General features: G+C 65.6%; 20 protein-coding genes. 17 read left to right on the top strand and 3 right to left on the bottom strand.

Going from position 1 to position 22,752, the window contains the following annotated elements:
• The first annotated feature begins 54 nt into the window (after positions 1–54).
• From ftsW to lpxC, 8 genes are all read left to right on the top strand, one after another.
• Complete coding sequence (gene ftsW / locus KW836_RS24620; RefSeq protein WP_175139416.1) at positions 55–1,248, top strand: putative lipid II flippase FtsW; 1,194 nt, start codon at positions 55–57, stop codon at positions 1,246–1,248.
• Positions 1,245–2,321: an undecaprenyldiphospho-muramoylpentapeptide beta-N-acetylglucosaminyltransferase gene (gene murG, locus KW836_RS24615; protein ID WP_218345029.1), complete on the top strand. Its 1,077-nt coding sequence runs from the start codon at positions 1,245–1,247 to the stop codon at positions 2,319–2,321. Before ftsW ends, murG begins: the two co-directional genes overlap by 4 nt.
• Positions 2,318–3,724 (top strand): UDP-N-acetylmuramate--L-alanine ligase, encoded by a 1,407-nt coding sequence (gene murC, locus KW836_RS24610; protein ID WP_175125638.1) that lies wholly within the window; start codon positions 2,318–2,320, stop codon positions 3,722–3,724. The genes murG and murC overlap by 4 nt, the downstream gene beginning before the upstream one ends.
• Complete coding sequence (locus tag KW836_RS24605; RefSeq protein WP_175139415.1) at positions 3,721–4,671, top strand: D-alanine--D-alanine ligase; 951 nt, start codon at positions 3,721–3,723, stop codon at positions 4,669–4,671. The genes murC and KW836_RS24605 overlap by 4 nt, the downstream gene beginning before the upstream one ends.
• A 12-nt stretch (positions 4,672–4,683) precedes the next feature.
• A complete protein-coding gene (locus tag KW836_RS24600; RefSeq protein WP_175125634.1) occupies positions 4,684–5,508 on the top strand; it encodes a cell division protein FtsQ/DivIB in 825 nt (274 codons plus the stop codon).
• Positions 5,509–5,512: 4 nt separating this feature from the next.
• Positions 5,513–6,739: a cell division protein FtsA gene (ftsA, locus tag KW836_RS24595; protein WP_006217473.1), complete on the top strand. Its 1,227-nt coding sequence runs from the start codon at positions 5,513–5,515 to the stop codon at positions 6,737–6,739.
• A 187-nt stretch (positions 6,740–6,926) separates the two neighbouring features.
• Entirely contained in the window at positions 6,927–8,111 is a 1,185-nt protein-coding gene (gene ftsZ, locus KW836_RS24590) for a cell division protein FtsZ (RefSeq protein WP_056320774.1), read from the top strand.
• 239 nt (positions 8,112–8,350) lie between these two features.
• Positions 8,351–9,274, top strand: a complete 924-nt coding sequence (lpxC, locus tag KW836_RS24585) for a UDP-3-O-acyl-N-acetylglucosamine deacetylase (RefSeq protein WP_056320776.1) — start codon at positions 8,351–8,353, stop codon at positions 9,272–9,274.
• Between the two features lie 216 nt (positions 9,275–9,490).
• Here lpxC and KW836_RS24580 read toward each other — a convergent pair whose 3' ends face one another.
• Complete coding sequence (locus tag KW836_RS24580) at positions 9,491–9,898, bottom strand: DciA family protein (RefSeq protein ID WP_175125683.1); 408 nt, start codon at positions 9,896–9,898, stop codon at positions 9,491–9,493.
• A 129-nt stretch (positions 9,899–10,027) separates the two neighbouring features.
• On the opposite strand from KW836_RS24580, the gene KW836_RS24575 reads away from it, so the two are divergent.
• From KW836_RS24575 to KW836_RS24535, 9 genes are all read left to right on the top strand, one after another.
• Positions 10,028–11,002, top strand: a complete 975-nt coding sequence (locus tag KW836_RS24575; protein ID WP_175125681.1) for a M23 family metallopeptidase — start codon at positions 10,028–10,030, stop codon at positions 11,000–11,002.
• A gap of 190 nt (positions 11,003–11,192) precedes the next feature.
• Positions 11,193–13,928, top strand: coding sequence for a preprotein translocase subunit SecA (gene secA, locus KW836_RS24570; RefSeq protein ID WP_175139414.1), 2,736 nt, complete (start codon positions 11,193–11,195; stop codon positions 13,926–13,928).
• Positions 13,929–13,946: 18 nt separating this feature from the next.
• Positions 13,947–14,666 carry a VOC family protein gene (locus KW836_RS24565; protein WP_218345028.1) on the top strand — a complete coding sequence of 240 codons (720 nt, stop codon included), beginning with the start codon at positions 13,947–13,949 and terminating at the stop codon, positions 14,664–14,666.
• A gap of 201 nt (positions 14,667–14,867) precedes the next feature.
• Entirely contained in the window at positions 14,868–15,629 is a 762-nt protein-coding gene (locus tag KW836_RS24560; protein ID WP_218345027.1) for a GntR family transcriptional regulator, read from the top strand.
• The gene (locus KW836_RS24555; protein ID WP_175139411.1) at positions 15,629–16,615 is read left to right on the top strand and encodes a tripartite tricarboxylate transporter substrate binding protein; all 987 of its coding nucleotides are present in this window, start codon (positions 15,629–15,631) and stop codon (positions 16,613–16,615) included. The genes KW836_RS24560 and KW836_RS24555 overlap by 1 nt, the downstream gene beginning before the upstream one ends.
• Positions 16,616–16,679: 64 nt before the next feature.
• Positions 16,680–18,374: a thiamine pyrophosphate-binding protein gene (locus KW836_RS24550; protein ID WP_175125624.1), complete on the top strand. Its 1,695-nt coding sequence runs from the start codon at positions 16,680–16,682 to the stop codon at positions 18,372–18,374.
• A 177-nt stretch (positions 18,375–18,551) separates the two neighbouring features.
• Positions 18,552–19,331 (top strand): SDR family oxidoreductase, encoded by a 780-nt coding sequence (locus KW836_RS24545; RefSeq protein WP_218345026.1) that lies wholly within the window; start codon positions 18,552–18,554, stop codon positions 19,329–19,331.
• Positions 19,332–19,348: 17 nt separating this feature from the next.
• Positions 19,349–19,807 (top strand): Lrp/AsnC family transcriptional regulator, encoded by a 459-nt coding sequence (locus KW836_RS24540; RefSeq protein WP_056569264.1) that lies wholly within the window; start codon positions 19,349–19,351, stop codon positions 19,805–19,807.
• A gap of 161 nt (positions 19,808–19,968) precedes the next feature.
• The gene (locus KW836_RS24535) at positions 19,969–20,580 is read left to right on the top strand and encodes a gamma-glutamylcyclotransferase (protein WP_175125622.1); all 612 of its coding nucleotides are present in this window, start codon (positions 19,969–19,971) and stop codon (positions 20,578–20,580) included.
• Between the two features lie 6 nt (positions 20,581–20,586).
• Here KW836_RS24535 and pagP read toward each other — a convergent pair whose 3' ends face one another.
• Together pagP and mgtE are read right to left on the bottom strand one after the other, a co-directional pair.
• Positions 20,587–21,141, bottom strand: coding sequence for a lipid IV(A) palmitoyltransferase PagP (pagP, locus tag KW836_RS24530; protein WP_175139409.1), 555 nt, complete (start codon positions 21,139–21,141; stop codon positions 20,587–20,589).
• Positions 21,142–21,275: 134 nt separating this feature from the next.
• Positions 21,276–22,748: a magnesium transporter gene (mgtE, locus tag KW836_RS24525; protein ID WP_175125612.1), complete on the bottom strand. Its 1,473-nt coding sequence runs from the start codon at positions 22,746–22,748 to the stop codon at positions 21,276–21,278.
• Between the last annotated feature and the right edge of the window lie 4 nt (positions 22,749–22,752).

The raw sequence follows: 22,752 nt of genomic DNA, 5'->3' as shown, positions 1-22,752 counted from the left end.
CCGCAACGCCGCCTCCTGGGCGAATTCCGTGGCGCGTGGCGCCGAGGCCGCACAATGAGCCTGATCGCCGACCTGACCGCCAGCGTCAATGCCGTACGGCCCGGCCGTACCCGCATGCGCAACTTCGACATGCCGCTCGTGATCGCGGCGTCGACGTTGCTGCTGCTCGGCCTGCTGATGGTGTATTCGGCATCGATCGCGCTGGCCGATGGCCCGCGTTATGCGTCCTATGGCCGCTATTACTTCGTGATCCGCCACGGCCTGTTCGTCAGCGCGGGCCTGGTCGGCGCCGCCATCGTGCTGTCGATCCCCATCCGGGTCTGGCAGCGTCTGGCCGTGCCGCTTTTCGTGGTGACGATGGTGTTGCTGGTGGCGGTGCTGATTCCGGGCATCGGCCGCGAAGTCAACGGCGCGCACCGCTGGATCCCGCTGGGTCCGCTGAATTTCCAGCCGTCCGAGCTGATGAAGCTTGCCGCCTTGCTGTACGCGGCCGACTACACCGTGCGCAAGCAGGAGCACATGCAGGCCTTTGCCCGCGGCTTCCTGCCGATGGCGTTCGCGCTGGCCGGCGTCGGCATGCTGCTGCTCCTCGAGCCCGACCTGGGCGCGTTCATGGTGATCGTGGCCATTGCCATCGGCATCCTGTTTCTGGGCGGCATCAACGGCAAGTATTTCAGCAGCCTGCTCGCCGTGCTGGTGGGCACGTTCCTGATGCTGATCTGGCTGTCGCCGTGGCGTCGTGCGCGGCTGTTCGCCTACCTGGACCCCTGGAACGAAGACAACGCCTACGGCAGCGCGTACCAGCTGTCGCACTCGCTGATTGCGCTGGGTCGCGGTGAATGGTTCGGCGTGGGCCTGGGCGCCAGCGTCGAAAAACTGCATTACCTGCCCGAGGCGCACACCGACTTCCTGATGGCGGTGGTGGGCGAGGAACTGGGCTTTGCCGGCGTCATGCTGGTGATCACGCTGTTCGCCATCATCGTGTACCGCGGATTCGACATCGGCCGTCAGGCCATCGCCATGGAACGCACGTTCGCCGGCCTGGTCGCGCACGGCGTGGCCATGTGGTTCGGCGTGCAGTCGTTCATCAACATGGGCGTGTGCCTGGGCCTGCTGCCCACCAAGGGCCTGACGCTGCCCCTGATGAGCTACGGCGGTTCGGGCGTGGTGATGAACCTGTGCGCGCTGGCGATGCTGATCCGGGTCGACGTGGAAAACCGCATCATGATGCGCGGGGGACGGGTATGACCGCCGCTCGCACGATCCTGATCATGGCCGGTGGCACCGGCGGTCATATCATGCCGGGTCTCGCCGTGGCCGACGTGCTGCGCGAGCGCGGCTGGCGCGTGCTGTGGCTGGGCAATCCCGAAAAGATGGAAGGCCGCCTCGTGCCGCCGCGCGGCATCGAACTGGTGCCGCTGCGCTTCCAAGGCGTGCGCGGCAAGGGCGCGTCCGCGTTGCTGAAGCTGCCGTTCCTGCTGCTGCGCGCGTTCGCGCAAGCGTGGTCGCGGCTGTCCGACGTGCGTCCCGACGTGGTGTTGGGCATGGGCGGTTACGTGGCATTTCCGGGCGGCGTGATCGCGGCGCTGCGCGGCACGCCGCTGGTCGTGCACGAACAGAATGCCGTCGCCGGCACCGCCAACAAGTGCCTGGCGAAGATGTCGCGCCGTGTGCTGAGCGGATTTCCCGGCGTGCTGCCCAAGGGCGAAGCGATGGGCAACCCGGTGCGCGCCGATTTGTGCGCCTTGCCGGATCCCGCCGAACGCTATGCCGGCCGCACCGGGCCGCTGCGCGTGCTGGTGGTGGGCGGCAGCCTGGGGGCGCAAGCCTTGAACACCACCGTGCCGCAGGCGCTGGCGCGTCTGCCGCTCGAGAACCGGCCGACGGTCGTCCACCAGGCTGGTGAACAACATTTGCCGGCGCTGCAACAGGCCTACGCCCAGGCGGGCGTGCAGGCCGATTGCCGCGCTTTCATCGACGACATGGCGGGCGCCATGGCCGACGCCGATCTGCTGATCTGCCGCGCAGGCGCCATGACGGTGTCCGAAGTGGCGGCCGCCGGCGTCGCGGCGCTGTTCGTGCCGTTCCCCCACGCCATCGATGACCACCAGACTGCCAACGCGCGCTTCCTGAGCGACGCGCAGGCCGCCTGGCTGCAGCCGCAGACCGCCCTGACGCCTGAGTGGCTGGCGGACTGGCTGAGCCAGCGCACCCGACAAGAACTCGAGGCTGTCGCCGTCCGGGCCCGCGCGCATGCGCGTCCCGACGCGGCCGCCCATATCGCCGACGTCTGTGAACAAGCAGCGGGGCGTTCATCATGAAACACAGAATTCAACATATCCATTTTGTAGGCATCGGCGGTTCGGGCATGAGCGGCATTGCCGAAGTGCTGCTGAACCTGGGCTACGACATCAGCGGTTCCGACCTGAACGAGTCGGCGGTGACGCGCCGCCTGGCCGGCCTGGGCGTGAAGATCGCGATCGGCCATGCCGCCAGCAACGTCACGGGCGCCAGCGCCATCGTCACGTCCACCGCGGTGGCGGGCGACAACCCCGAAGTGATCGCGGCGCGCTCTGCGCGTATTCCGGTGGTGCCGCGCGCCATCATGCTGGCCGAGCTGATGCGCTTGAAGCGCGGCATCGCCGTGGCCGGCACGCACGGCAAGACCACCACGACCAGCCTGGTCGCCAGCGTGCTGGCGGCGGGCGACCTGGACCCCACGTTCGTGATCGGCGGCCGCCTGAATTCGGCGGGCGCCAATGCGCGGCTGGGGCAGGGCGACTACATCGTGGTCGAGGCCGACGAGTCGGACGCCTCGTTCCTGAACCTGCTGCCCGTGATGGCCATCGTGACCAATATCGATGCCGATCACATGGACACCTACGGGCACGACGTGGCGCGGCTCAAGAGCGCGTTCATCGAATTCACGCAGCGCCTGCCGTTCTACGGCAGCGCCGTGCTGTGCTCGGACGACGCGAACGTGCGCGAGATCATGCCGTTCGTGTCGCGTCCCATCACGACCTACGGCCTGAACGAAGAAGCGCAGGTGCGTGCCTATGAGGTGCAGCCTGACGGCACGCGCATGCGCTTCAACGTGCAGCGCACTCACCGCGACACGCTGTTGCCGCCCCTGAACGTCGAACTGAATCTGCCCGGCCTGCATAACGTGCGCAACGCGCTGGCCGCGATCGCCGTGGCGACCGAGCTGGGCGTGTCCGACGCCGCCATCTGCGAGGCGCTGCGCGCGTTCAAGGGCGTGGGCCGCCGCTTCACGCAGACGGGCGAATTCCCGGTGCCGGCCAACCACGGCGGCGGCACGTTCACGGTGATCGACGATTACGGCCACCATCCGGTCGAAATGTCGGCAACGCTGGCTGCGGCGCGCGGCGCCTGGCCCGATCGTCGCATCGTGCTGGCCTTCCAGCCGCACCGCTACACGCGGACGCGCGATTGCTTCGAGGATTTCGTGCGGGTGTTGGGCACGGCTGACGCCGTTCTGCTGACCGAGGTCTATGCCGCTGGCGAACCGCCGCTGGTCGCCGCTGACGGACGTGCCCTGTCGCGCGCGTTGCGCGTGGCCGGCAAGGTCGAGCCGGTATTCGTGGAAGACGTGGCGGAGCTGCCGCAGACGGTTGTGGATTTCGTGCGCGATGGCGACGTCGTCATCGTGATGGGGGCGGGTTCGATCAGCAAGGTCCCCGCCCAGGTGGGAGAGCTGGCATGAGCAAGCAATTCGGCAAGGTGGGTGTGTTGTACGGCGGCCGGTCCGCCGAACGTGAAGTTTCGCTCATGTCCGGCAAGGGCGTGCACGAGGCGCTGACCAGCGCCGGCGTGGACGCGCACCTGTTCGACACCGGCGAGCGCAGTCTTGCCGAACTGGCCGATCAAGGTTTTGACCGCGTGTTCATCGCGCTGCACGGCCGTTACGGCGAAGACGGCACCCTGCAGGGCGCGCTGGAACTGTTGGGCATTCCTTACACGGGCAGCGGCCCGATGGCCTCGGCGCTGGCCATGGACAAGACCATGACCAAGCGCATCTGGCTGCAGCATGGCCTGCCCACGCCCGACTTTGAAGTGCTGGACGCCGATACCGAACTGCGCCTGGTCCCCGACCGCCTGCAACTGCCGCTGATCATCAAGCCGCCGCACGAGGGCTCGACCGTGGGCATCACCAAGGTCGTCGGCTACTCCGACATGAAGGAAGCCTACGCCGCAGCCGCGCAGTACGACAGCGAGGTGCTGGCCGAGCAGTTCATCACTGGGCGCGAGCTGACCGTGGCAGTCCTGGGCTCGGGCAAGGCGGCACGCGCGCTGCCGGTGATCGAGATCGCGGCGCCGGGCGGCAACTACGACTACGAACACAAGTATTTCTCCGACGACACGCAGTATTTCTGCCCGGCCGCCTTGCCCGCGGACGTCGCTGAAGAAGTCGCGCGGATTGCCGTCAAGGCGTATCAGACGCTGGGCTGCGAGGGCTGGGGCCGCGCGGATTTCATCCTCGATGCCGACAACCGGCCCTGGCTGCTTGAAATGAATACTTCGCCCGGCATGACCGGCCACTCCCTGGTGCCCATGGCCGCGAAGGCCGTGGGGATCAGCTATGCAGAATTGTGCGTGGCCATCCTGTCCGAGGCCTCGTGCAAGGTGCACGGCCACGCCCGCAACGCTTGATCTGGATACTCCGTGTGGAACGACGCTCGTACTACCAACCTGATCGCCAACACGCTCGCCGTGCTGGCGGTTGCCGCCATGCTCATCGCGGGCGTGGTGTGGGTAGCGCAACGTCCGTATTTCACGCTGTCGGCGATCGAGCTGGAATCGATGCCCGACACCGAACTGCACTACGTGTCGACGGGCGCCGTGCGTTCGGCGATCGCGGGCCGCGTGAAGGGCAACTTCTTCACGGTGGACCTGGACGACGCGCGCGAGATCTTCGAATCGGTGCCCTGGGTCCGGCATGCCACCGTGCGGCGGATCTGGCCGAACGTGCTGCGCGTGCGCATCGAGGAACAGCAGCCCCTGGCGCTGTGGAACGAGAACCAGATGATCAACACCTGGGGCGAGGCGTTCACGGCCAACACGGGCGAGGTGGACGACGACACGGTGCTGCCGCAGTTCTCCGGACCCGACGGCACGGAAGCGCTGGTCGTGCAGCGCTACGCCGAGCTGGCGCGCTGGTTCGCGCCGCTGGACATGCATGTGGAACAGTTGGAACTGAGCCCGCGCTACGCCTGGCGCGTCGTGCTTTCCAACGGCATGCTGCTGGACCTGGGCCGGGATCCGGGCGCCGATGCGCCGGACCCGCACGGCCTGCCCGGCGCCTTGCCGTTCGCGGCTCGTATTCAACGCTTTGTGCAGGCGTGGCCCACCGTATCGGGGCGCCTGGTAGGGCGCACCGTCACGCAGGCCGACCTGCGCTATCCGAATGGTTTCGCCCTGGCGCTGGCCCCGTTGCCCGCGTCGGAAACCAAATCCAAATCCACACCGAAACCTCCCAAGAAACGCTAACGCCATGACCCGTGACATCAAGGACCTTATCGTCGCCCTCGATATCGGCACCAGCAAGGTGGTGGCTGTGGTGGCTGAAATCCTGCCTGAAGGCCGCTTCGAGGTGCTTGGCCTGGGCCAGCACGAATCGCGCGGCATGCGCAAGGGCGTGGTCGTCAACATCGAGACCACTGTGAATTCCATTCAGCGCGCGCTTGAAGAAGCCGAGCTGATGGCAGATTGCAAGATTCGAGACGTCTACACCGGCATCGCCGGCAGCCATATCCGCAGCTTCAATTCCAGCGGCATGGTCGCCGTGAAGGACAAGGAAGTCACCGCCACCGACGTCGCCCGCGTCATCGAGACCGCCAAGGCGGTGAACATCCCGACGGACCAGCAGGTGCTGCACGTGCTGACGCAGGAGTTCATCGTCGACGGCCAGGAAGACATCCGCGAGCCCATCGGGATGAGCGGCCTGCGCCTGGAAGTGCGCGTGCACATCGTGACCGGCGCCGTCAGTGCCGCGCAGAACATCGTCAAGTGCGTCCGCCGCTGCGGCCTGGAAGTGCAGGACCTGATCCTGCAGCCGCTCGCCTCCAGCCTGGCCGTGCTGACCGCCGACGAAAAGGAGCTGGGCGTCGTTCTCGTCGACATCGGCGGGGGCACGACCGACGTTGCCATCTTCACCGGCGGCGCAATCCGCCACACCGCCGTGCTGCCCATCGCCGGCGATCAGATCACCAACGACATCGCGGCGATGCTGCGCACGCCCACGCCCGATGCCGAAGAAATCAAGCTGCGCTACGGCGTCGCCAAGCAGGTGCTGGCCAGCCCGGACGAGTCCGTGGAAGTGCCGGGCCTGGGCGACCGCGGCCCGCGCCAGGTCAAGCGCCAGGCGCTGGGCGCGGTGATCGAGCCACGCGTCGAAGAACTGTTCACGCTGGTGCAGCAGGTGGTGCGCGATTCCGGCTACGAGGACCTGCTGGCTTCCGGCGTGGTCCTGACCGGCGGATCCGCGCAGCTGCCCGGCATGATCGAACTGGCCGAGGACGTGTTCCTCAAGCCGGTTCGCGTGGCGGTGCCCGAGTATGAAGGCAGCCTTGCCGACGTGATGCGCAATCCGCGTTTCTCGACGGTGATGGGGCTGTTGCAGGAAGCGCGCATGCAGCGTGTGCGTGGCCGCAAGGTGGCTGCGCAGACGGGCAACTTCAAGAGCCTGCTTGCGCGCATGAAAGAGTGGTTCATGAATTAAAGGGTGCAGGTTGGGGCCTGCTCCTTGGTGCGAACCGCGGCTGTCCAGCGGGGAGCGCCAGAAAGAGGAGGCGTCTCAAACCCGTAGCGGGCCTATGTAGCCGGCGTCGGCTTTGAGGCGATTCACAAAAGATAGGTTGTCGGGGAATTTTTGTGATTTGCAAATTCGGACTTGTGAGGGAGTCATCATGATGAACTTTGAGATGCTTGAGAACAACACCAAAGGGACCGTAATCAAGGTCGTTGGTGTGGGTGGTGCGGGCGGCAATGCCGTCGCGCACATGATTCGCAGCGGTGTGCACGGCGTGGATTTCATCTGCGCCAATACCGATGCGCAAGCGCTGGCGGCAACCAATGCGCCGGTGCAGATCCGCCTGGGCCGTACCGGTCTGGGCGCGGGCGCCAAGCCCGAGCAGGGACGCGCGTCGGCGGAAACCGCGCGTGAGGAAATCCGTGCCGCGCTGAACGGCGCGCACATGGTCTTCATCACCGCGGGCATGGGCGGCGGCACCGGTACCGGTGCGGGTCCGGTCGTGGCTGAAGTGGCGAAGGAACTGGGCATCCTGACCGTGGGCGTGGTCACGAAGCCTTTCTCCTTTGAAGGCAACAAGCGCCTGAAGATGGCCGAGGACGGTATCTCGGAACTGGCCAAGCACGTGCATTCGCTCATCGTGGTGCTCAACGAGAACCTGTATGAACTGATGGACGAGGACGCGACGCAGGAAGACTGCTTCCGTTCGGCCGACGACATCCTGCACAACGCGTGCGCGGGTATCGCCGAAATCATCAACGTCGAAGGCAACGTCAACGTCGACTTCGAAGACGTGAAGACGATCATGGGTGAGCAGGGCCAGGCCATGATGGGCACGGCGTCGGCATCGGGCGCGGATCGCGCACGTGTTGCCGCCGAGCACGCCATTGCTTGCCCGCTGCTGGAAGGCGTGGATCTGAACGGCGCGCGTGGCGTGCTGGTCAACATCACCGCCAGCCGCTCGCTGAAGATGCGCGAAACGCGCGAAATCATGGAAACGATCCGCAGCTACGCTTCGGACGACGCGACCGTGATCTTCGGCACCGCCTACGACGAGTCCATGGGCGAAAACCTGCGCGTCACGGTGGTTGCAACCGGCCTTGGCCGTGCGCAAGCCCGTCCGCAACTGGTGCAGAACACAGCTGAAGTGCTGCGCACCGGCACCGACAACATGCCCATGGGCACGATGCCGGCCGGCCAAGGCGGCGACTACCGCAATCTGGACATGCCGTCTGTCATGCGCAATCCGCGCAGCCAGGCGTCGGCCCAGGTGCGGGCGCTGGAAAGCTCGGGAATGGATCATTTCGACATCCCGGCCTTCCTGCGTAAGCAGGCGGACTGAACCTAGAGCCGGTCAACGGCTCTAACTGCACTCCCTCACTCCGGCTCGCCTGTCCCCACGGGCGAGCCGGAGGCAGAGCGGTCCGTGTTTCCCTTGCACGTTAAATAAGGGACGGAGGTTTCGGCCGGTCTGAACGTCAGTTTGAATGGCGGCATGGATCGGACAGCGTTACAATACTTCGGTTACGCCGGCAATCCGTACTTATCTTGCCGGCTTCCGGGTTCAAAATTCCAAGTCTCATGTTCCGACAGCGCAGCATCCAGAATCTCGTCCGCACGACAGGCGTCGGCGTCCACTCAGGACGGCGGGTGGAGCTCACCCTGCGTCCGGCACAGCCCAATACCGGCATCGTCTTTCACCGGGTGGATCTGCCGCAGGTCGTCGACCTGCCCGCGCAAGCCACCGGCGTGGGCGACACCCGTATGGCGTCCGTGCTGCAACAGGGCAATGTTCGCGTGTCGACCGTGGAACATCTCATGTCGGCGTTGGCCGGCCTGGGTATCGATAACCTGCACGTCGACCTCACTGCTGAAGAAGTCCCCATCATGGACGGCAGCGCGGCGACGTTTGTTTATCTGTTGCGCTCGGCGGGCATCGTCGAGCAGAACGCGCCCAAGCAGTTCATCCGTGTGTTGAAGCCGGTGGAAGTGCGTGAAGGCGAAGGCCGCAACGAGAAATGGGCCCGGCTCGAACCCCATGAAGGGTACGCGCTGGCTTTCTCGATCGACTTCCGTCACCCCGCCATCGACTCCACGGCAAATTTCGCCGAAATCGATTTCGCCACGCATTCGTACGTTCGCGAAATCGCGCGGGCGCGCACCTTTGGTTTCGTGAATGAAGTCGAGGCCCTGCGGTCGATGGGCCTGGCCCGTGGCGGCAGCCTGGACAACGCCATCGTCATGGACGAGTACCGCGTGCTGAACAGCGACGGGCTGCGTTACGACGATGAATTCGTCAAGCACAAGATCCTGGACGCCATCGGCGACCTGTATCTGCTGGGCAAGCCGCTGGTGGCACGTTATGTGGCGTGCAAATCGGGCCACGGCCTGAACAACCAGCTTGCCCGCGCGCTGCTCGAGCAGCGCGACGCCTGGGAAATCGTCACGTACGAATCGCAGGCAGAAGCGCCCCAGGCGTTTCGCCATGAATGGAAACTGGCCTGACGCCAGGTTTCCGCTGAACCCGCGCACGGGGGCCACCCCTGGCCCAGCGCGGGTTTCTGCTTAGATACCCGCTTGGGTTTCTCCTTAGGGACGACGCTGGCCGTCATCCCCTCGCGCGATAGTCGCAATCCGGTAGCCCACCATCCGGCCATCGGTCTGAAAAGTTGGTTTCGCGACGTTTCCGGCCCTCTGAGTTGCCGGACAAAGCCGGGTTGCTCAGCTACTCTTGTGATGCTTCAAGAGCTTGGCGACGGCGTCGGCCAACGGACCTGGCCGCAGATTGCCGTGCAGCGTTTCGAACGCACCTAGAGCCTTGTCGTTCAACGGCTGCGCCTCTGTGGGAGGGCGCGGCTGACGGGCGCCGGGCTTGGGTAACCCCGCTTGTACCTTGATGGCAATTTCGTTAAGGTTCCAGCCCTGGTCCGCCAGAGACCGCGCGATGCGCGGCGCCAATTGACGCATCTTGGCCGCATGCGCGGCGGTCGGCACCACCAGGTGCAGACACAGGTTTTCCAGCTTGGCGACCTGGCACACAGCACCCAGCGGGGCGGGCAATACCGCCGCCACCGCGTATTGAATTTGCAGATGCTTGCGGGCAGTCGCCAATACACCGGCGCCCCGCATGTCATGACCCAGCCATCCCAGGGCGGTATTTTCTACGCGCCGGCTGGTACTGGAACGTTGACGGTATGAAGCGGGTCTATTCATGCCGGCTTTAAAAGAATTAGGAAGCAAACCTTGAAGATCGTGATTATGCACGCCCGCGACGGGCAGGACGGGCATTTCACCCTGGGCGGCGCGCGACTGGCGTTGTTCCTGGGGGGCGCCTTGATTACCGCGGCCATTTTTGGCGCAGCGCTTCAACGATACATCACTCCGATCCTTCCCGCCGTCCACACGATGGGATGGCCGCTGTCGGAGCAGCCTGGGCGCGACGCCGATTTCCTGCGTGAAAACATGAACTTGCTGGCTTCGAAGGTCGGCGCGCTGCAGGCCAAGCTGGTCAGCATCGACGGCTTGGGCCAGCGTGTGGCCAAGGTGGCGGGCGTGGCCTACACCGACCCCGAATTGGCCCAGCAGTTGGCATCTGCGCAGCCCGAGGCGCCGGCGCATCCCGAGGCCACACAGGTCATGGACGACCTTTTTACCGACCATCCGCCGCCCAGCGCGGCGTCGGCCGAGGCGCTGGGCCGGCAGCTCGACGAGATCCAGGCACGGCTGTCGCAGCAGACTGACAACCTGAAGTTGCTGGATGCGGCGCTCACCAAGCGTTCCGCGGATCAGGCGCGCATGCCGACCGCCATGCCGATCACCGATTACCCCTATCTGTCGTCCTCGTATGGCTGGCGCCGCAACCCGGTGACGGGCCGTTCGGCCATGCACGAAGGGCTGGATTTCGCGGCGCCCTCCGGCACGCCGATCCTGGCCGCGTCCGGCGGCGTGGTGCTCGAGGCCAAGTGGGCGCCTGGCTTTGGCAACATGGTCGAGATCGACCACGGCGACGGCCTGATCACCCGCTACGCCCATGCGTCGTCGTTGCTGGTCAAGCAGGGCGATCTGGTCGAGCGCGGCCAGCAGGTCGCGCGCGTCGGCAGCTCTGGCCGATCCACCGGCCCGCACCTGCATTTCGAGGTCCGCCTTGCCGGGCAACCGCTGGATCCGCGCCTCTTCCTGGGGCCGCAGCCTCAGCACGCGCCGCCCGCCGTCGCGCAGGCTGCCGCGCCTTGAACCCTTCGCGGGTTGGCCGGTCAAACCGGCCGACAGTGCTACCCTGGTCATAGGTCCAGGCTATTACGCTCCAGGTGCGTTAAACTGGTTCGTTTCCCGGCGGACCCCCGCTCAACCAATAACATCAAGTCACGGGTGACGCTGCCCCAAGCGTTTCGGGTGTGGTGTGGCTCGTGCGGCCGACATACGCATGGTTTCTCTGCTCAAAAAACTCATAGGTAGCCGCAACGACCGGCTGCTTAAGCAGTATCGCAAGCTGGTAACCCAGATCAATGGGCTCGAACCCAAGATCTCCGCGCTCTCCGACGCGGAACTGGCGGCCAAGACCGACGAATTCCGTTCCCGCCACGCCCAGGGCACGTCCCTGGACGATCTGCTTCCCGAAGCCTTCGCCGTTGTGCGCGAAGCCGGCAAGCGGGTGTTCGGCATGCGGCACTTCGACGTGCAGATGCTGGGCGGCATCGCCCTGCATAACGGCAAGATCGCCGAAATGCGCACGGGTGAAGGCAAGACGCTCATGGCGACGCTGCCCGTCTACCTGAACGCCATCGCCGGCAAGGGCGTGCACGTGGTCACGGTGAACGACTACCTGGCCCGCCGCGACGCCGAATGGATGGGCCGCCTGTACCGGTTCCTGGGCATGTCCACCGGCGTGGTGGTGCCGCAGCAGCCGAACGACGAAAAGAAGGCCGCGTACGCTGCCGACATCACGTACGGCACCAACAACGAATTCGGTTTCGACTACCTGCGCGACAACATGGAATTCCGTGTTGAAGACCGCCGCCAGCGCGTGCTGTTCTACGCCATCGTCGACGAAGTGGACTCGATCCTGATCGACGAGGCCCGCACGCCGCTGATCATCTCCGGCCAGGCCGAAGACCACACCGAACTCTACGTCCGCATGAACGCGGTGCCGCCGCTGCTGACGCGCATGGCGCACGAGCCCAAGCCGCAGGAGCCGGAACCCGAAGGCGATTACTGGGTCGACGAAAAGAGCCAGCAGGTCTACCTGTCGGAAGCCGGCCACGAACACGCCGAAGGCATTCTTGCCCGTCTGGGCATCCTGCCCGAAGGCGAATCGCTGTACGACCCGCGCCACATTGCGCTGATGCACCACCTGATGGTGGCGCTGCGCGCCAACACGCTGTTCTTCCGCGACCAGCAGTACGTCGTGCAAGACGGCGAAGTGGTGATCGTTGACGAATTCACGGGCCGCCTGATGGTGGGCCGCCGTTGGTCCGATGGCCTGCACCAGGCCGTCGAAGCCAAGGAAGGCGTGAAGATCCAGCACGAGAACCAGACGCTGGCGTCGATCACGTTCCAGAACTACTTCCGCATGTACGAAAAGCTGTCCGGCATGACCGGTACGGCGGACACGGAAGCCTACGAATTCCAGGAAATCTACGGGCTCGAAACGGTCATCATCCCGACCAACAAGCCCATGGTCCGTAAAGACCAGAACGACCAGGTCTTCAAGACCGACGGCGAAAAGTACAACGCCATCCTCGAAGACATCCGCGATTGCCACCAGCGCGGCCAGCCTGTGCTGGTGGGCACCACCAGCATCGAGAACTCCGAGCTGCTGTCGGGCCTGCTGAAAAAGGCCAAGCTGCCGCACGAGGTCCTGAACGCCAAGCAGCACGCCCGCGAAGCCGAGATCGTGGCCGAAGCCGGCAAACCGGGTCACATCACGATCGCCACCAACATGGCCGGTCGCGGTACCGACATCGTGCTGGGCGGCAGTGTCGACAAGCAGGTCGACCTGATCCGCGCCGACGAATCGCTGTCCGAAGCCGAAAAGACCGCGCGCATCGATAAGATCCGCGCCGAATGGAAGCCGCTGAACGATCAGGTCAAGGCTGCGGGCGGTCTGCGCATCATCGGCACCGAGCGCCATGAATCGCGCCGTATCGACAACCAGCTGCGCGGCCGTGCCGGCCGTCAGGGCGATCCGGGCTCGTCCCGCTTCTACCTGTCACTGGAAGATTCGCTGATGCGCATCTTCGCGGGCGACCGCGTGCGCGCCATCATGGAACGCCTGAAGCTGCCCGAGGGCGAGCCCATCGAAGCCGGCATGGTCACGCGCTCGATCGAGACCGCGCAGCGCAAGGTCGAAGGCCGCAACTTCGACATCCGCAAGCAATTGCTGGAATACGACGACGTTTCCAACGACCAGCGCAAGGTGCTGTACTCGCAGCGCAACGACGTGCTGGAAGCCGCCAGCGTCAGCGCAACCGTGCAGAACCTGCGCGACGCCGCGGTGACCGATCTGTTCAACACGTACGTGCCGCCGGAATCGGTGGAAGAACAGTGGGACATCCCCGCGCTGCAGAAGGCGCTGGAAGCCGACTGGCACCTGCATCTGCCGCTGACCGAGATGCTGGAAAAAGAACCCAACCTGAACGACGAAGAACTGCGCGAACGCGTGGTGGCCGCGGCGCGCGATGCGTACCAGGCCAAGGTCGACCAGGTGGGCGAGGAATCGTGGTCGCAGTTCGAGCGCTCGATCATGCTGCAGGCGATTGACACGCACTGGCGCGAGCACCTGTCGGCGCTGGATTACCTACGTCAGGGCATCCATCTGCGCGGCTATGCGCAGAAGAATCCCAAGCAGGAATACAAGCGCGAAGCCTTCGAACTGTTCTCGGGCATGCTGGAACGCGTGCGCGACGACGTGGTGAAGGTGCTGATGACGGTGCGCGTGCAGTCGTCGGAACAGGTCGAGCAGGCCGAAGCCGAAGCGGCGCAGTCGCATGTCCAGAACGTGCAGTATCACCACTCCGACTACGACGAGGCGCTGGCTTCCGATGCGCAGGAAACGGGTGCGCAACCCGCGCGCAACGCACTGCCCAAGGTCGGCCGCAACGATCCGTGCCCGTGCGGCAGCGGCAAGAAGTACAAGCAGTGCCACGGTAAGCTGGTCTGATAAAAGGGGTTAGCCTTCATGCTGCATTCTGTCGGCCGCACTGAATTCGACCACGCCGTCGTCATGGTGCGAGACCGGCTGGATGCGCTGGCGCCCCACTACGAACGGCAGGGGTTTCACCTCAGCGACAAAGCTGTGCACAACCTGGGGTCGTGCAATCGCCTGATCGTGCTGGAAGGCACGTACGTCGAATTGCTGGGTTGGCCGCCGGGCGCGCCGCCCGCGCGCAAGGAAATTGCCGATTCGCCGTTTGGCCTGGAAGCGCTGGTGTTCCGGACCTATGACGCCGAGGCCACCTACAAGCGGCTGCAGGACGCCGGCTTTGCCGTCAATCCCGTCCAGGAACTGACCCGTCCGGCCATGCTGGACGGTCAGGAAGTCCAGGCCCGTTTCCATACCGTGCGTTTTGCCGAGCAGCCCTTGCCCGGCATCCGCATGTATTTCTGCCGGCACCTGACGCCCGAGTGCGTCTGGTCGCCCGAACTGATGGCGCATCCCAATGGCGCCCGCAGCCTGCATCGTATCGATGCGCGCGCGGCGGACTCCCGCGGCGTGGCCGAGCGTCTGGCGCTGGTGGCCGGGGTGACTGCCGAAGCCGCCAACGGCGGCTGGGACGTGCCGTTGGCCAACCTGCGCATTCACGTCCAGCAGGACGACGCTGCGCAGACGCCTGTCCTGTCCACGCTGACCCTCGAAAATCGCGATGGCGCGCACTACACGCTGGATACCGGGCTGTAAGCCTTCCACGTACCGACTGCTTGCCGATAGCCCGCCGCCTGGCGGGCTTTTTCATGCCTGCCCGTCCCCGTCACGAGGCGGCCGTGGGCGACGACCGCGCGAAAGGGTGCCCGCCTGGGGCAAACCCGGGTTGTCCGTCAAAGTGTATGCACTTTAGTATGCACTTCATCCCGACTGGAACATTGCCACAGGCGATCCGGTATGACGCTCTCGCAACCTGCAGCCACCCCCGTTGCCCGCGCGGCCCGCACCTCGGCCGGGCAGGCCGAGTTGTATGGCGCCGTCAAGGCCATGGCGGTGCGCTTTGAGTTCAAGCCGGGTGAACGCATCAACGAGGTTGAGCTTGCGCGCCGGCTGCACGTAAGCCGCACGCCGCTGCGCGAGGTGCTGAACCAGTTGATGGTCGAAGGATTTCTGACGCGCGCGGTCAATCGCGGCTTCATTGCCCGCCTGCTGGACGCCAAGCAGATCCACAGTCTTTATGAATACCGCGCGGTGCTGGAAGCCGGCATCGTGCGTGCAGCCTGCGAGCGCGCCACCGACGAGGAGCTTGCCAGCCTGCGCGCCTTCGTCGAACGCTCGCGCGACGAGCCCGACGACAGTGATGCCGCCCGGTTGCTGGAACTGGACGAAGCCTTTCACCTGGCGCTGGCGCGCTACTCGCGCAACGACGAATTCGTGCGGGCGCTGGAAAGCGTCAACGCGCGCATTCATTTCGTGCGCTGGATCGACATGCAGCAAGGACGCCGCAGCCATACGCAAGGCGAGCACCTGCGCATCGTGGACGCGCTGCAAAAGCGCGACATCGAGGCCTTGCCCGGCCTCATCAGCGCGCATATCGGCCGCCGGCTGGACCAGATCACCGACGTCATCCGCACGGGCTTTTCAACGATTTACATGCGGGACCAGGCCGAACCCGCCACGGTAGTGCCGGCCAACACCACAACAGCAGGGGAAAACTGATGAATAGAACGATCAAGCGGGCGCTGGCGGCGGTATGCACGCTGGCCGCAGCCGGGGGCGCCTTTGTCGCCGCGCCGGCGATGGCCGAGGAACGGCCGCTGATTCTCGTCGTGCCGTATCCGCCAGGCGGCAGCACCGACATCCTGGCGCGCATCCTGCAGCCGCGCCTGTCGCAGCAGATGGGCGGCCGCGCGGTGGTGGTCGAGAACCGTCCGGGCGCCGCCAGCCAGATCGCCACGGCGTTCGTGGCGCGCGCCGAACCGGACGGCAACACGCTGCTGGTCAGTTTCGACAATCACGGCATCAATCCGGCCGTGAAGCCCAAGCTGCCGTACGACACGTTCAAGGATTTTGTCGCCATCGGGCAGACGGTGCGCTTTCCGCTGGTGATCGGCGCGAATCCGAGCGTGCCTGGGGACAACCTGAAGGAGTTCCTGGCGGCAGCCGCCAAGCAGCCGCCCAACAAGTTCAACTATGCGTCCACGGGCGTGGGCTCGCTGAACCATCTGGCGCCGGAAGAGCTCAAGCGGCTGTCGAAGGTTGAGCTGCTGCACGTGCCGTATGGCGGCGGCGGACCGGCCATTCAGGCCGTCGTCGGCGGGCAGGCCAACATGACGTGGCTGAGCTTTGCCGCGCTGCGTGGCCAGATCCAGGCCGGCAAGATCAAGCCGCTGGCCGTCGCCGGTGAAAAGCGCCTGCCCGAACTGCCCAACGTGCCCACCGTGGCCGAATCGGGCTTCCCCGGCTTTGTCGCTTATTCGTGGAGCGGCATGTTCGCCCCGAAGGGCACGCCGGAAGCCACCGTCAAGAAGCTGACGGCCGATTTCCAGGCGGTGCTGGCCGATCCCGAGATCAAGAAGAAGATCACGGAAGCGGGCTTTGAGATCGTTGCGTCTGATGGTCCTGCGCTGGATGCGTACGTGAAGTCGGAGTACGACCGCTGGAGCGCTTTCATCAAGAGCAGCAACATCAATCTGGACAACTGAACGGCGTCGGGCCGGGGCGGCTGAATGCCGCCCCGGCCCGGCTCCCGAATTACGTGGAGATGACATGGAACACATGAACGGCGCCGAAGCGATGGTGCGGATGCTGCAACACAACGGCGTCAAACATATCTTTGGCCTGTGCGGCGACACCACCTTGCCGCTTTACGACGCGCTGTACCGCTTGGACCACGGCATGCAGCACATCCTGACGCGTGACGAGCGCAGCGCGGCCTACATGGCCGACGCCTATGCACGCGTGACCGGCAAGGTCGGCGTGTGCGAAGGCCCGAGCGGCGGCGGCGCGACCTATCTGCTGCCTGGTCTGGTCGAAGCCAACGAGTCGTCGATTCCCGTGCTGGGCATCACGTCGGACGTGGCCGTCGGCTCGCGCGGCAAGTATCCGCTGACCGAACTGGACCAGGAGGCGCTCTACCGCCCGCTGACCAAGTGGAACCGCACGATCGACCGCGCGGACCAGATTCCGGGCATGGTGCGCGCGGCCTTCCGCGCCATGACGACCGGCAAGCCCGGCTCGGCGCACCTGTGCTTTCCCTATGACGTGATGAAGCAGGAAGTGGATGCGTCCGACGTGTGGGCGCAGCCCGAGCACGGCAGCTTCCCCGCCATGCGCTTCGCGCCGGATCCCGCCGACGTGGCGCGCGCCGCGCAACGCCTGGTGGCGGCGCGCTCGCCCGTGATCATCTGCGGCGGCGGCGTGGTCATCGCCGGCGCCTGCGGCGCGCTGCAGGAAGTCGCCGAGGCCTTGAAGGCGGCGGTGTGCGTGACGGTGAGCGGGCAGGGCAGCCTGGCCGACACCCATCCGCTGAATGCGGGCGTGGTGGGATCGAACGGCGGCGTGATGGCGACGCGCGATGTGGTGGCGGCTGCCGACGTGGTGCTCTTCGTGGGCTGCCGTGCCGGGTCGACCTCGACCGAGCACTGGCGCTTCCCGAACCGCAACGTGCCGATCCTGCACATCGACATCGACCCGATGGTGATCGGCGCCAACTACCTGACCGAAGTCGGTCTGGTGGGCGATGCCAAGCTGGCCCTCGAAGCGCTGTCCGCCGAAGTGCAGGCGCGCATCAAGCACCGGCCGTCCGATGCGACCGACGGAGCGGTGCTGGCCGGCCGCGCCAAGGAGGCACGCCGCGCGCAGCTTGAGCCGCTGGCCGCCAGCCTGGACGCGCCGATCCGCCCCGAGCGCGTGGTGCAGTCGCTGAACCGCCTGCTGCCCGACGACGCGGTAGTCTGCGCGGACCCCGGCACGCCGTGCCCGTATTTTTCGGCCTATTACGACGTCTCGCGTCCCGGCCGCCACTTCATCACCAACCGCGCCCACGGCGCGCTGGGCTTTTCGATGTCGGCGGCGCTGGGCGCCTGGGTCGGCCGTCCGCAATCGAAGTGCGTGTCGGTGATGGGCGACGGCAGCTTCGGCTTCACGGTGGGTGAATTGGAAACCATCGTGCGCCACAAGGCGCCGCTGCTGATGGTGGTGTTCTCGAACTCGGTCTACGGCTGGATCAAGGCCAGCCAGAAGGCCGGCTACGACAAGCGCTACTACAGCGTGGACTTCAATCGCACCGACCATGCGCGTATCGCCGAGGCCTATGGCGTGAAGGCGTGGCGTGTCGAGGACCCGTCCAAGCTGGACGCCGCGATCAAGGCCGCCATGGAACACGACGGCCCCGCGCTGATCGACGTGATCGCGCAGCCGCTGCAAGATACCGCGGCGCCCGTGAGCCAATGGATGGGTTGATGTGGTAAGCGCAGCGCGCTGCATTGCCGATGGGGCCCTTCGCGGGGCCCCATTTTTCTTGGCCGGTCCGATTAGAAAAAAATTCCCTGCCGGCGGGCGCGCTCCTATACTGGACCGCTTCGGAGCGGCGGGCCGCGGAGGTCCGGCGCCGTCAACGCGACAGCAGAGAGGGCAGGCATGGACCTGGGGATCAGCGGCAAAAAAGCACTGGTGTTTGGCGGCAGCCGCGGCATGGGGCGCGCCTGCGCCCTGCAGTTGGCGCGCGAAGGCGTGGCCGTGACCATCGCGGCGCGCAATCCGCAGACGCTTGAACAGGCCGCCGCCGACATATCGCGCGAAACCGGCATCGGCGTGGGCTGGGTGTCGGCCGACCTGACGCTTGCCGAGGGGCGCGACGCGGCAATCGCCGCCTGTCCGCATCCCGACATCCTTATCAACAACGCCGACGGCCCGCTGCCGGGCGACTTCCGCGATTGGTCGCGTGACGACTGGATCGCCGCGCTCGACGCCATGATGCTGGGACCGATCGACATGATCCGCCGCGTGGTGGACGGCATGGTCGAGCGCCGGTTCGGGCGTATCGTCAATATCGTGTCGCGCAGCGTGAAGGCGCCGCATGCCGAGCTGGGGCTGTCCAACGGTGCGCGTTCGGGCCTGATCGGCTTCGTGGGCGGCCTGGCGCGTCAGACGGTCCGGCACAACGTCACCATCAACAATCTGCTGCCGGGCGCCTTCGCCACCGATGCGCAGACCCGGCACATCCAGGGCATGGTGGAGCAGGGCGGCAAGACGTTCGAGCAGTTGTGGGACGAGCGGGCGCGCAGCAACCCCGCCGGCCGGTATGGCCAGCCCGAGGAACTGGGCGCGCTGTGCGCGTATGTCTGCTCGGCGCACTCGGGTTACATGACTGGGCAAAGCCTGCTGATCGACGGGGGCAGCTACCCCGGAACCTACTGATGGCGTCAAGACATCCCATGGACCAGACGGACCTGAAGATACTCGCGCTGCTGCAAAAAGACGCCACCTGCTCCGTAGCGGAAGTGGCCGAACAGGTGAACCTTTCCGTGACGCCGTGCTGGCGCCGGATCCAGAAGCTGAAGGACGACGGCGTCATTGCGCGCAACGCCATCCTGCTGGATCCCCGCGCGCTGGGCCTGAACCTGACGGTGTTCGTGTCCATTCGCACCAGCCAGCACAACGAGAAATGGACGCAAAGCCTGATCAATGCCGTGATGGCCTTGCCCAACGTGGTCGAATTCCATCGCATGGCCGGCGACGTGGACTATCTGCTGAAGGTGGTGGTCGAGGACATGGCGGCGTACGACCGCTTCTACCGACGGCTGATCGGCGCGGTGGATCTGCTGGACGTCAGCGCCAGCTTCTCGATGGAAGTCATTAAAAGCACCACGGAATTGCCGCTGGGCGCCGTGTAGCCGCCGGGCGCGCAAATTTTTTCCTGAGTCCCCCGCCGCCGCGGATGCAAATTTCTTTCTGCGTGTTGCGCGGGCCCAATCTGGCAATGCTTTTGCGCGGGGCGCGGCGTAGGATATCGCTCACTCCAGTCTTGGAGTGAATTGGGATATCAGAGGACCCTATGTCGTTGGCAGTGCCCGCCGGCTGCGCCGGATTGCAAGAATCGCGGCAAGCAGCATCGGTGGATGACCTCCTGGCCGGCTGGAATGGCGTCGACGACCTGTGGGTATTTGCCTACGGTTCCCTGATCTGGCATCCCGGGTTTGCCTGGCGCGAACGGCGCCTGGCCACCGTGCGGGGCTATCACCGTTCGCTGTGCCTGTGGTCGCATGACCACCGCGGGTCGCCGGACAATCCTGGTCTCGTGTTCGGACTGGATCGCGGCGGTTGCTGCCGCGGTGTGGCCTTCCAGATCGCGGCCAGCGACGTGCCGCAGGTCTTTGAAGCCTTATGGCGCCGGGAGATGGTCACGGGCGCCTACCGTCCGCGCTGGCTGACCTGTCACACCGAGGCCGCGCCGGTGCGTGGACTGGTGTTCCTGCTGAATCGCACCTGCCGCGAGTATGCCGCCGATCTCTGCGACGACCGCCTGCTGACGTCCGTGCGCAATGCGGTCGGACATTCCGGACCGTGCCTGGACTACGTGGTGGAAACGGCGCGCGCGCTGCGTGCGCATGGGATCGACGACTGGCGGCTGGGCGATCTGGTGCGCAAGCTGGGTCACGCGTTCTGACGCGTTTCAGAACTGCCAGCGGCCGAACACGAACAGCACATTGCCCGCGCCGCTTGAGCCCGGGATGTACGTCGCGTAAAGCATGGCGTCCTTGTAGCCCGCGCTGACCAGCGGCAGGATGCCGGGAAACGGCACGTAGCTCATGATGTCGTGGCGCGCGGTGAGGAACACGGTGTAGCCCGCGCCGAGCCGGAAGTTGTCGCTGACCTGGCCGATCTTCAGAAAGCCATAGCCGGCGATGGGCTGCACCTTGGAGTGCGAGTCCAGAAACGCCATGGCGTACAGGCCCTGCCAGTCGCCGTCTTCATCGTAGATACTGCGGCCGTAGCCGCCGCCCCAGGCAAGTTCGCGGAAGCTGTCGATCTTGTCGGCGCTGTACTTGGCGCGGTTGTGCCAGGCCCAGCCGCTGACATAGAGGTCGTTGCCGCCTTCGGACCAGATCTGGTCGATGCGATTGCACGCCGACTGGGCCCACGAGGGCATGCCGTCGCAGGCGTGTGCGGAAACGGTGAAAACGGACAACAGCACGCAGAGCAGCGCGGCGCGGAATCTGGCGGTCATCGCAGGACCCAGGTAAAGATGACAGTTCCGTTACTGTAACGGAGCGCGTGTCATCTTCCCTGTCAGCGGGCTGTCACCGGGGGGGCGGCAGGGGCTGCGGCCATCCGATGCGGCGCATGGATGTGGCGGCAGCGCTACAGAAGAAAGATCGTGGCCAGGCCCAGGAAGATGAAGAAGCCGAGCGAATCGGTGGCGAACGTGAGCAGCACCGACGAGCCCATTGCCGGGTCCTTGCCGAAGCGCGCCCGCACCATGGGCACCAGCACGCCGACCGAGGCGCCGACCAGCATGTTGCAGATCATGGCGGCCATCATCACCAGCGCGATGGACAGCGAGCGCGAGATCACCCACGCGAACAGGGCGGCCACGAGGCTGCCGCACAATCCCACCAGCAAGGTCACGAACAGCTCGCGCTTGACGAGCTGCCACAGGTTGCGACCGGTGATACGGCCCATGGCCAGCGCCCGGATGATGAGCGTCATGGTCTGGTTGCCCGAGTTGCCGCCGATGCCGGCCACAATCGACATCAGGAACGCCAGGATGACGATCTGGCTGACCGTGCCCTCGAACTGCGACGCCACGAACGAGGCCGTGGCGGCAGTACAGAGGTTGAACAGCAGCCACGGCGCGCGGTTGCGCAGCGCGGTGCTGACGGGGGCAAAGATGTCTTCTTCCTGCAGACCGGCGCGCGACAGCGCCTGTTCCTGCGAGTCTTCGCGCATCACGTCCACGACGTCGGCGATGGTGACGCGGCCGATCAGCCGGCCCTGGTCGTCCATCACGGGGGCGGAAACCAGGTCGTAGCGCTCGAAGGCGCCGGCGGCGTCCGCGTCGGAGTCCAGCGGGTTCAGCGTCAGGAAGTCGGAATTCATGACCGCCCGCACTTCGGTTTCGGGCTCGCTGACCAACAGGCGCGACAAGGGCAGGATGCCTTGCAGCTTGTCCTGGCGGTCCACCACGAAGATCTGGTCGGTGTGATCGGGCAGTTCGTGCAGCCGGCGCAGGTAGCGCAGCACGACCTCGAGCGTGACGTCCTCGCGCACGCGCACCATCTCGAAGTCCATGATGGCGCCGACGCTGTCTTCCGGATAGCCCATGGCTTCCAGCAGCTGCGCGCGCTCTTCCTCGGTCAGACCCTTCTGGACTTCGGCCACCACATCGGGCGGCAGGTCGGGCGCCAGGTCGGCGAGCTCGTCCGCGTCCATGCTTTCGGTCGCGGCGACGAGATCCTGGCGGTCCATCGCTTCGATCAGCGATTCACGGACCCAGTCTTCGACTTCGAGCAGGACGTCCGCGTCGTGTTCGGGGCTGACCAGCTTCCAGATCGCCTGGCGCTCGTCCTTGGGCAGCGATTCGAGGATGAAGGCGATGTCGGCCGGGTGCAGGTTGTCGACCAGCGTCTTGAGCTCGGCCTCGTGCTGGCGGTGCACCAGGTCTTCGACGAGGGGCGCCTTGGCGTCGCCTTCTTCCTGGCGGTGAACCAGGTCTTCGACAAGCTGCTGGCGCCGCAGGCGCTCCTGGACTTCAGCCAGGGCGGTCTGGGCGTCTTCCGGGTCGAGGCGGCGTGGCGTCGCGGGCGGTTTCTGCGCGGCGGCGGACTGCGTCATGCGT

The organism is Achromobacter sp. ACM05 (genome assembly GCF_019218915.1).
Lineage (GTDB): Bacteria > Pseudomonadota > Gammaproteobacteria > Burkholderiales > Burkholderiaceae_B > Achromobacter > Achromobacter animicus.
This window is presented reverse-complemented; position numbering and strand designations above follow the sequence as displayed.

Coding starts and splice junctions, on each gene's coding strand:
- KW836_RS24550 (WP_175125624.1), top strand. CDS start 16,680: ATGGAACACATGAACGGCGCCGAAGCGATGGTGCGGATGCTGCAACAC.
- ftsA (WP_006217473.1), top strand. CDS start 5,513: ATGACCCGTGACATCAAGGACCTTATCGTCGCCCTCGATATCGGCACC.
- KW836_RS24545 (WP_218345026.1), top strand. CDS start 18,552: ATGGACCTGGGGATCAGCGGCAAAAAAGCACTGGTGTTTGGCGGCAGC.
- ftsW (WP_175139416.1), top strand. CDS start 55: ATGAGCCTGATCGCCGACCTGACCGCCAGCGTCAATGCCGTACGGCCC.
- lpxC (WP_056320776.1), top strand. CDS start 8,351: ATGTTCCGACAGCGCAGCATCCAGAATCTCGTCCGCACGACAGGCGTC.
- secA (WP_175139414.1), top strand. CDS start 11,193: ATGGTTTCTCTGCTCAAAAAACTCATAGGTAGCCGCAACGACCGGCTG.
- KW836_RS24560 (WP_218345027.1), top strand. CDS start 14,868: ATGACGCTCTCGCAACCTGCAGCCACCCCCGTTGCCCGCGCGGCCCGC.
- KW836_RS24540 (WP_056569264.1), top strand. CDS start 19,349: ATGGACCAGACGGACCTGAAGATACTCGCGCTGCTGCAAAAAGACGCC.
- pagP (WP_175139409.1), bottom strand. CDS start 21,141: ATGACCGCCAGATTCCGCGCCGCGCTGCTCTGCGTGCTGTTGTCCGTT.
- murG (WP_218345029.1), top strand. CDS start 1,245: ATGACCGCCGCTCGCACGATCCTGATCATGGCCGGTGGCACCGGCGGT.
- murC (WP_175125638.1), top strand. CDS start 2,318: ATGAAACACAGAATTCAACATATCCATTTTGTAGGCATCGGCGGTTCG.
- KW836_RS24575 (WP_175125681.1), top strand. CDS start 10,028: ATGCACGCCCGCGACGGGCAGGACGGGCATTTCACCCTGGGCGGCGCG.
- KW836_RS24555 (WP_175139411.1), top strand. CDS start 15,629: ATGAATAGAACGATCAAGCGGGCGCTGGCGGCGGTATGCACGCTGGCC.
- mgtE (WP_175125612.1), bottom strand. CDS start 22,748: ATGACGCAGTCCGCCGCCGCGCAGAAACCGCCCGCGACGCCACGCCGC.
- KW836_RS24535 (WP_175125622.1), top strand. CDS start 19,969: ATGTCGTTGGCAGTGCCCGCCGGCTGCGCCGGATTGCAAGAATCGCGG.
- KW836_RS24605 (WP_175139415.1), top strand. CDS start 3,721: ATGAGCAAGCAATTCGGCAAGGTGGGTGTGTTGTACGGCGGCCGGTCC.
- ftsZ (WP_056320774.1), top strand. CDS start 6,927: ATGATGAACTTTGAGATGCTTGAGAACAACACCAAAGGGACCGTAATC.
- KW836_RS24580 (WP_175125683.1), bottom strand. CDS start 9,898: ATGCGGGGCGCCGGTGTATTGGCGACTGCCCGCAAGCATCTGCAAATT.
- KW836_RS24565 (WP_218345028.1), top strand. CDS start 13,947: ATGCTGCATTCTGTCGGCCGCACTGAATTCGACCACGCCGTCGTCATG.